The following is a 7,171-nucleotide window of genomic DNA, read 5'->3' on the forward strand; positions in this document are numbered from 1 at the left end:
CACCATCGCCGACCCCGAGGACCCGCGTCCGCTGCCGCTGATCACCGTGGACGAGCCCGCGATCTCGATGACCATCGGTACCAACACCTCGCCGCCGAGGCCGCACCGGCGCTGGGTTGTTGCTGCGGCGCGCGGATCTGCGCGAGGCGGTCCGCGAGGGCCGCGAGGGGAACCTGGTGTTGTTCGTGGTGGACGCGTCCGGGTCGATGGCGGCGCGCAAGCGCATGCGCGCGGTCAAGGGCGCGGTGCTCTCCCTGCTCCTGGACGCCTATCAGCGGCGGGACAAGGTCGGCCTGGTCACCTTCCGCGGCGCGGACGCCTCGCTGGTGCTGCCGCCGACCTCCTCGGTCGAGATCGGCGCGGCCCGACTGGCCGCGCTGCCCACCGGCGGGCGTACCCCGGTGGGTGCAGGACTGCTGCGCGCACACGAGACGTTGCGGGTGGAGCGGCTGCGTGATCCGCTGCGCCGGGCGCTGGTGGTCGTGGTCACCGACGGGCGGGCGACGGGCGGGCGGGACGCGCTGGGCGAGAGCCGGCGGGCGGCGCGGCTGTTGGCCGCGACGGGGGTCGCCTCGTTGGTGGTGGACTGCGAGAGCGGGCCGGTTCGGCTCGGGCTGGCGGCGCGGCTCGCCGTCGACCTGGGCGGGCCGGTGGTCACGCTGGACGAACTGGCGGCGGACGGCCTGGCGGGGCTGGTTCGGGATGTACGTTCGGTGGCCTGACCCGCGTCCCGACCTGTTCGCCGGGTCCGCCGCCGGCCGCAGGCGGCCGACTTGTGACCCGCCGGCTTGCAACGCCGACGGGTCGAGGTGTTCGGCCCGGTCGGTGACCGAGGCCGGTTCGGTGTTGCGCTCGTGCTTTCGTCGACCCTTCCACACCGGGTCGACGTTCCTATCCACAAGGGAGATCACCATGCCGCAGGGCGTTCCCACGCACGTGCCCGCCGACGGGCTGACCACGCGTCAGCGTCGGAATCGGGCTCTGGTCGTCGTGCACACCGGGCCCGGAAAGGGCAAGTCCACGGCCGCGTTCGGGCTGGCCCTGCGCGGCTGGAATCAGGGCTGGCCGATCGGGGTGTTCCAGTTCGTGAAGTCGGCGAAGTGGAAGGTCGGCGAGGAGAGCGTGCTGCGCACCCTCGGGCGCGTGCATACCGAGACCGGCGAGGGTGGTCCGGTCACGTGGCACAAGATGGGCGAGGGCTGGTCCTGGATCCAGCGCGAGGGCACCCAGGAGGACCACGCCGAGGCGGCCCGACAGGGCTGGGAGCAGATCAAGCGCGATCTGGCTGCCGAGACCTATCGGGTTTATGTGCTCGACGAGTTCACCTACCCGATGAAGTGGGGCTGGGTGGACGTGGACGAGGTGGTCGCGGTGCTGCGCGATCGGCCCGGCAGTCAACACGTGGTGATCACCGGTCGCGACGCCGACCCGCGCCTGATCGAGGCGGCCGACCTGGTCACCGAGATGACCAAGATCAAGCACCCGATGGACGCGGGCCAAAAGGGCCAGCGAGGCATCGAGTGGTGAGTGCTCCGGCGCTGCCGCGTGTGGTGATCGCCGCACCCGCCTCCGGGCACGGCAAGACCACCGTCGCCACCGGGCTGATCGCGGCGTTCACCCGACGCGGCGACGTCGTGTCGCCGCACAAGGTGGGGCCTGACTACATCGATCCCGGCTATCACGCGCTCGCGGCCGGCCGGCCCGGGCGCAACCTGGACCCGTTCCTGGTCGGCGAGGACCGGATCGCACCGCTGTTCGCGCACGGCGCGCGCGGTGCCGATCTGGCCGTGGTCGAGGGTGTGATGGGCATGTTCGACGGTGCGGCCGGGCGTGGTGGGTACGCCTCCACCGCGCACGTCGCGCGTCTGCTCGCGGCGCCGGTGATCCTGGTCGTGGACGCGCGGGCGCAGAGCCGCTCGGTGGCCGCGCTCGTGCGCGGGTTCGACGCGTTCGATCCGGACGTGGGCGTGGCCGGGGTGATCCTGAACCGGGTCGGCTCGGACCGGCACGAGAGCATGCTGCGCGAGGCGCTGGACGAGATCGGCATGCCGGTTCTGGGTGTGCTGCGCCGGCACGACGCGATCGCCAAACCGGCCCGACACCTGGGCCTGGTCCCGGTCGCCGAACGGCATGCGGACGCCGTGCGCACGGTGGACGCGCTCGGCGAACTTCTCGCGCGCAGCGTCGACCTGGCCGCGGTGCGGCGGATCGCGGCGGGCGCGGGGCCGCTGCCGGACGCGCCGTGGGACCCGGTGCACGAGGTGGCCGGACCGATTCCCGGGCGACCCACCATCGCGCTCGCGGGTGGTTCGGCGTTCACCTTCGGGTACACGGAGACCGCCGAACTGCTCGGGGCGGCCGGAGCCGACGTGGTCACCGTCGACCCGCTGCGGGACGAGCGGCTGCCGGCGGGCACGGCGGGACTCGTGCTGGGCGGCGGCTTTCCCGAGGTGTACGCGGCGGAGTTGTCCGCCAATACGACACTGCGCGCCGACGTGCTGGCGCTGGCCGCGCGCGGCGGTCCGATCGCGGCCGAGTGCGCGGGTCTGCTGTACCTGGCCCGGACGCTGGACGGTGCGCCGATGTGCGGTGTGCTGGACGCCGACGCGCGGATGACCGAGCGGCTGACCCTGGGCTATCGGGAGGCCACGGCAGCGCACGACTCGGTGCTCGCCGTGACCGGACGGGTGGTGCGCGGGCACGAGTTCCACCGCACGACGCTCACGCCGCGGGCCGGCAGCCGGGCGGCGTGGTCCCTGGGCGACTCCGGCTTGGAAGGGCACATCGCGGGATCGGTGCACGCGTCGTATCTGCACGCGCACTGGGCCGGCGCGCCCGATCTGGCCCGCCGGTTCGCCCGGTCCTGCTCGCTCGCGGCCGATCCGGCGGGCGCGGGAACGGCGGACGCGGGCGCGGGCGCGCGGGACGGCGTGGGGGTGCGGCCGATTACCGACCGCAGGGATGGGAGCACGCTCGGGCGGTGATCGGCGCAACCTCGGACGGGGCGGCCGACGTCGTGTCGGATACGGGCTGCTCTTCGTGGGGCCGCATGACCACGCGCGGAGCCTCCCTCGGGGTTCGGCACGATGAGGGGGATGGCCATGGCTGATCGGGTGACCGTGATCGGGTACGACGGCGCGCCACTGTCGGCACCGGCGGTGCAGGCGCTGCGGACGGCGACCCTGGTGGCGGGCCCGGAACGGTTGTTGGCCGCCGTCACGGTGCCCGAGGGCGCCGAGCGGGTCGTGCTGGGCAACGTGCATGTGGCCGCGCAGCGGATCGGCGCGCATCGCGGCATCGCGGTGGTGCTGGCCGTCGGCGACCCCGGGTTCTTCGGGATCGTGCGGTTGTTGCGCCGGGCCGAATACGGCCTGGAGTTGGAGATCGTGCCCGCGGTGTCCTCGGTGGCGCTGGCGTTCGCCCGGGCCTCGATGCCGTGGGACGACGCGCGGGTGGTCAGCGCTCTGGGCCGGGACGTGCGGCGCGCGGCGAACGTGTGCCGGGCGTTCGGCAAGGTCGCGGTGCTCACCGGTCCGGGCGCGGGGCCGGCCGAACTCGCCGCGCTGCTCCCGGATGTGCCGCGCACCTTCGTGGTGTGCGAGCACCTGGGCACCGAACGGGAGGAGATCTCGATGGTCTCCGCCGAGCATGCGATCGAGCACGAGTGGTCCGACGTGGACGTGGTGATCGTGATCGGGCCGGCTCCGCGCGCGGGTGCGGCGGCGGGCTGGCTGGCGGGCGAACGGCCCGGTTTTCCCGGGCCGGTGCGCGGCTGGGCGGTGCCGGAGGACGCGTACGCGCACCGGGCGGGCGCGATCACCCGGGCCGAGGTGCGCGCACTGGCGGTGGCCCGACTCGGGCCGCGGCTGGGCGACCTGGTCTGGGACATCGGGGCGGGCAGTGGTTCGGTGGGCATCGAGTGCGCGCGGCACGGCGCGGCGGTGGTCGCGGTCGAGCAGGACGCGTTCGGGTGCGACCTGATCACCGAGAACGCCGGCCGGTTCGGGGTCGAGGTGCAGGTGGTACACGGCAAGGCCCCCGAGGTGCTGTCCCGATTGCCGTTGCCGGACGTGGTGTTCGTCGGCGGTGGCGGACCCTCGACGGTGGCCGCGTGTGCGGCGCGCCGGCCGGAGCGAATCGTGGCCGCGATGTCGGAGGTGGACCGGGTGGCCGAAACGCGGGCGGTGCTGGAGCGCTCGGGTTACGCCGTGGAGGGCTGTCTGTTGCAGGCATCGCGGCTGGCGCCGGTCGCCGGTGGCGCCCAACGACTGGAACCGGCGCATCCGGCGTTCGTGGTGTGGGGGGACCGGGCTTGACCGGGGAACGGGTGTCGGGTCGGTGGACGACTGCCGGCCGGGCGGCGGGAGTTGCCGCGCCGGGTGCTTCGCCGGCGGGCGCCGCACAGGGGCTGGATTCGGCCACGTCCGGCACGGTGTCGGTCCGGCCGGACCGGGATCCTGTCCGGCGGATCCCGGCGGGCCCGCGTTGTCTGGTGCCACCGACCGGACAGGACCTGGTGGTCGGGGTCGGGGCGGCGCGCGGGGTGGGCGCGGAGGAGGTGCGCGCGAGCGTGTGCGCCGTGCTCGCGCGGGCCGGTCTGGCGCGCTCGGCGGTGCTGGCGCTGGTGACCGTGACAGCCCGGGCGGACGAGCCGGGACTGGTCGCGGGAGCAGCGCTGCTCGGACTGCCGCTGTGCGCCCGTGCCGCGGAGGAACTCGCCGCGGTGCCGGTGCCGCATCCGTGCGAGCGGGTCCGGGCGGCGGTCGGCACGCCGGGCGTGGCCGAGGCCGCCGCGCGACTCGGGCCGCTACCGGGCACACCGTTGGGCGAGTTGCTGGTGGCCAAGACGCGCGGCGTGGGGGCGCGCCCACGCTGTACGGTCGCGGTGGCCCGCCATCGGCCGGCGGGCGGGCGAGCGGCCGACACGGGACCGGCGGACGGTGGGGCGAACGCCGGGGCGGACCAACAAACGCCGTGATCGGTACGAGAATGGGCGGATTCGACGATGCGACAGTCGATTTCGCACGGCGAACCGGTCGAGAAGTGCCGGCTCACGGTCAACGCCGGGACCCCGGCCGTCGGACCGGGCACCATCACCACCATCATGGACACGAACGACACGGGCGGGGCAGGGGCACCGGTCAGGGGTACGGAACCACGGACATGGGCAGTGACGCGATGACGGAACTCGACGGGCCCATTCCCGACGAACGGGACGGCGCACCGGGCGCACGCGTCGCGCCGGACGTGGACCTGCGCCATCACGGCGACGCGGAGATCGGGCCGGGACTGGTGGACCTCGCCGTCAACGTCCGGCTCACGGCCCCGCCGCCGTGGCTCGTGCGCCGCCTCACCGCGAGCCTGGGCGACCTGGCCGCCTACCCCGACACCGGCCGGGCCCGGGCGGCCATCGCGGCCCGACACCGGCGCCCGATCGCCGAGGTGCTGCCCACGGCGGGCGCCGCCGAGGCATTCGTACTGCTCGCCCGAACCCTGACCCCTCGACACGCGGTGGTCGTGCACCCGCAGTTCACCGAGCCCGAGGCCGCGTTGCGGGCCGCCGGGCACACCGTGCACCGGGTGCTGCTGGACGAGCAGGACGGCTTCACCCTCGATCCGGCCCGGATCCCCGACGAGGCCGACCTGGTCGTTCTGGGCAACCCGACCAACCCCACCTCGGTACTGCACCCCGCGGCCACGATCGCCGCGCTCGCACGCCCCGGCCGAATCCTGGTGGTCGACGAGGCGTTCGCCGACACCATCCCCGGCGAACCCGAAAGTGTGGCCGACCGACGCGAACTTCCCGGGCTCGTGGTTGTGCGAAGTCTCACGAAAACCTGGGCGTTGGCCGGACTTCGAATCGGTTACGTCCTGGCTTCCCCGGATCTGGTGCGCATCCTCACGGACGCTCAGCCGTTGTGGTCGGTGTCGACACCGGCGCTGATCGCCGCCGAGGCGTGCTGCACGCCGGAGGCGCTCGCGCAGGCGGAGGCGTTGGCCGTTACGCTCGCGGCTGACCGTTCGTACCTCGTGGAGAGGTTGCGCACGGTCTCGGGGATGCGGCTACCGGTCGTTCCCCGTTCCTCGTTCGTGCTCGCGCGGATCGAGGGGGGCCCAGAGATCCGCGAGCAGCTGAGGGAGCGAGGCTACGCGGTTCGGCGGGCCGACACCTTTCCGGGCCTCGGCCCGGATTGGCTTCGGATCGCGGTGCGGGATCGTGCCACGACGCTGGCCTTCGCGGCTGCCCTGGAAGGAGTAGTTACATGAGCGAAGCCGACGAGCGCCGACCTGCTGGGGAGGGCGTGGGCCCTGCCCCGGCCAGGCACGCCGCCGGCACCGGTCCGGTGGGGGAACCGGCCGGTCCATACCCATACGACGATCTGGACGACGAGGACTCGCTGTTGATGCCGGGGCCGCAGGCCGGCTGGGCCGACCCGAACGTGCCGGTACCGGCTGCTCCCGGGATGTCCCTGGCCGATCGCATGGCCGCGGCCGGCGACGACGCCTCGGGACAGGCTCCGGTGCCGCCGGTCGAGCAGGCGTACGACGCCGTGCCCGGCCCGCAGTCCGGCATGTTCGCCGCGATGATCATCGACGAGCCGGAACCGCAGGAGACCTATGTCGCGCCGATGACGGCCGGTCAGATCCCCTATCCGCCCGGTCCGATGACGCCGCATCAGGAAGTTCCGCAGCCGGTCCAGGGGTTCGGCCCCGGAGAGTACGGCGCGCCGCAGGGCGTGGCCGAGCCGTATCCGGCGCCGGCCCAGAGTGTGCCCGCGCCCGGCGTGCCGGCCCAGAGTGTGCCCGCGCCCGGCGTGCCGGCCCAGGGCGTGCCCGCGCCCGCCGCGCCGCCCGAGCACGCGGTGCCCGTCGTACCGCCGCCCGCCGTGCCGCAGTTCGTGCCGCCGATCACCGGGCAGCCGGTCGCCGAGTACGGCTCGAACGTGCCGCAGGCGCAGCCGGTGGCCGGGCCCGAGGTGCCGTCGGGTGTGGCGTCGCATGTGACGCCCGACCCGGTGGCCGGTGCGTTCGTCGAGCAGCCCGGAGTCACCGGCGGTCGGCTGCGCCAGCGGGTACGCGCAGCGCAGACCGTTGAGCAGCCGCAGCAGGCACCGCAGTCGGCGGTGCCGCAGCCGCCGGCGCCCCCGCAGCCGGGCCGGCCGGTCGGCGG

General features: G+C 74.2%; 5 protein-coding genes and 2 pseudogenes. All 7 read left to right on the plus strand.

The genetic code is table 11. From position 1 onward, the window contains the following. Nucleotides 1–95: 95 nt before the first annotated feature. Nucleotides 96–722 (plus strand): annotated as a pseudogene (locus ABZS54_RS41400) (VWA domain-containing protein); the annotation flags it as partial. A gap of 190 nt (nucleotides 723–912) precedes the next feature. Beyond that, nucleotides 913–1,527: a cob(I)yrinic acid a,c-diamide adenosyltransferase gene (gene cobO / locus ABZS54_RS41405; protein ID WP_355548129.1), complete on the plus strand. Its 615-nt coding sequence runs from the start codon at nucleotides 913–915 to the stop codon at nucleotides 1,525–1,527. Next, nucleotides 1,524–2,984: a cobyrinate a,c-diamide synthase gene (locus tag ABZS54_RS41410; RefSeq protein ID WP_355548132.1), complete on the plus strand. Its 1,461-nt coding sequence runs from the start codon at nucleotides 1,524–1,526 to the stop codon at nucleotides 2,982–2,984. The genes cobO and ABZS54_RS41410 overlap by 4 nt, the downstream gene beginning before the upstream one ends. A gap of 117 nt (nucleotides 2,985–3,101) precedes the next feature. Further along, complete coding sequence (gene cbiE, locus ABZS54_RS41415) at nucleotides 3,102–4,316, plus strand: precorrin-6y C5,15-methyltransferase (decarboxylating) subunit CbiE (RefSeq protein ID WP_355548141.1); 1,215 nt, start codon at nucleotides 3,102–3,104, stop codon at nucleotides 4,314–4,316. Nucleotides 4,317–4,492: 176 nt separating this feature from the next. Continuing rightward, nucleotides 4,493–4,978, plus strand: coding sequence for a cobalamin biosynthesis protein (locus tag ABZS54_RS41420; RefSeq protein ID WP_355548135.1), 486 nt, complete (start codon nucleotides 4,493–4,495; stop codon nucleotides 4,976–4,978). A gap of 185 nt (nucleotides 4,979–5,163) precedes the next feature. Next, nucleotides 5,164–6,267, plus strand: coding sequence for an Rv2231c family pyridoxal phosphate-dependent protein CobC (gene cobC / locus ABZS54_RS41425; RefSeq protein ID WP_355548138.1), 1,104 nt, complete (start codon nucleotides 5,164–5,166; stop codon nucleotides 6,265–6,267). Then, nucleotides 6,264–7,171, plus strand: a pseudogene (locus tag ABZS54_RS41430) (hypothetical protein); the annotation flags it as partial. The gene cobC and the pseudogene ABZS54_RS41430, both read left to right, overlap by 4 nt.

The sequence above is a fragment of the Embleya sp. NPDC005575 genome (genome assembly GCF_040605455.1).
Taxonomy (GTDB): Bacteria; Actinomycetota; Actinomycetes; order Streptomycetales; family Streptomycetaceae; genus Embleya.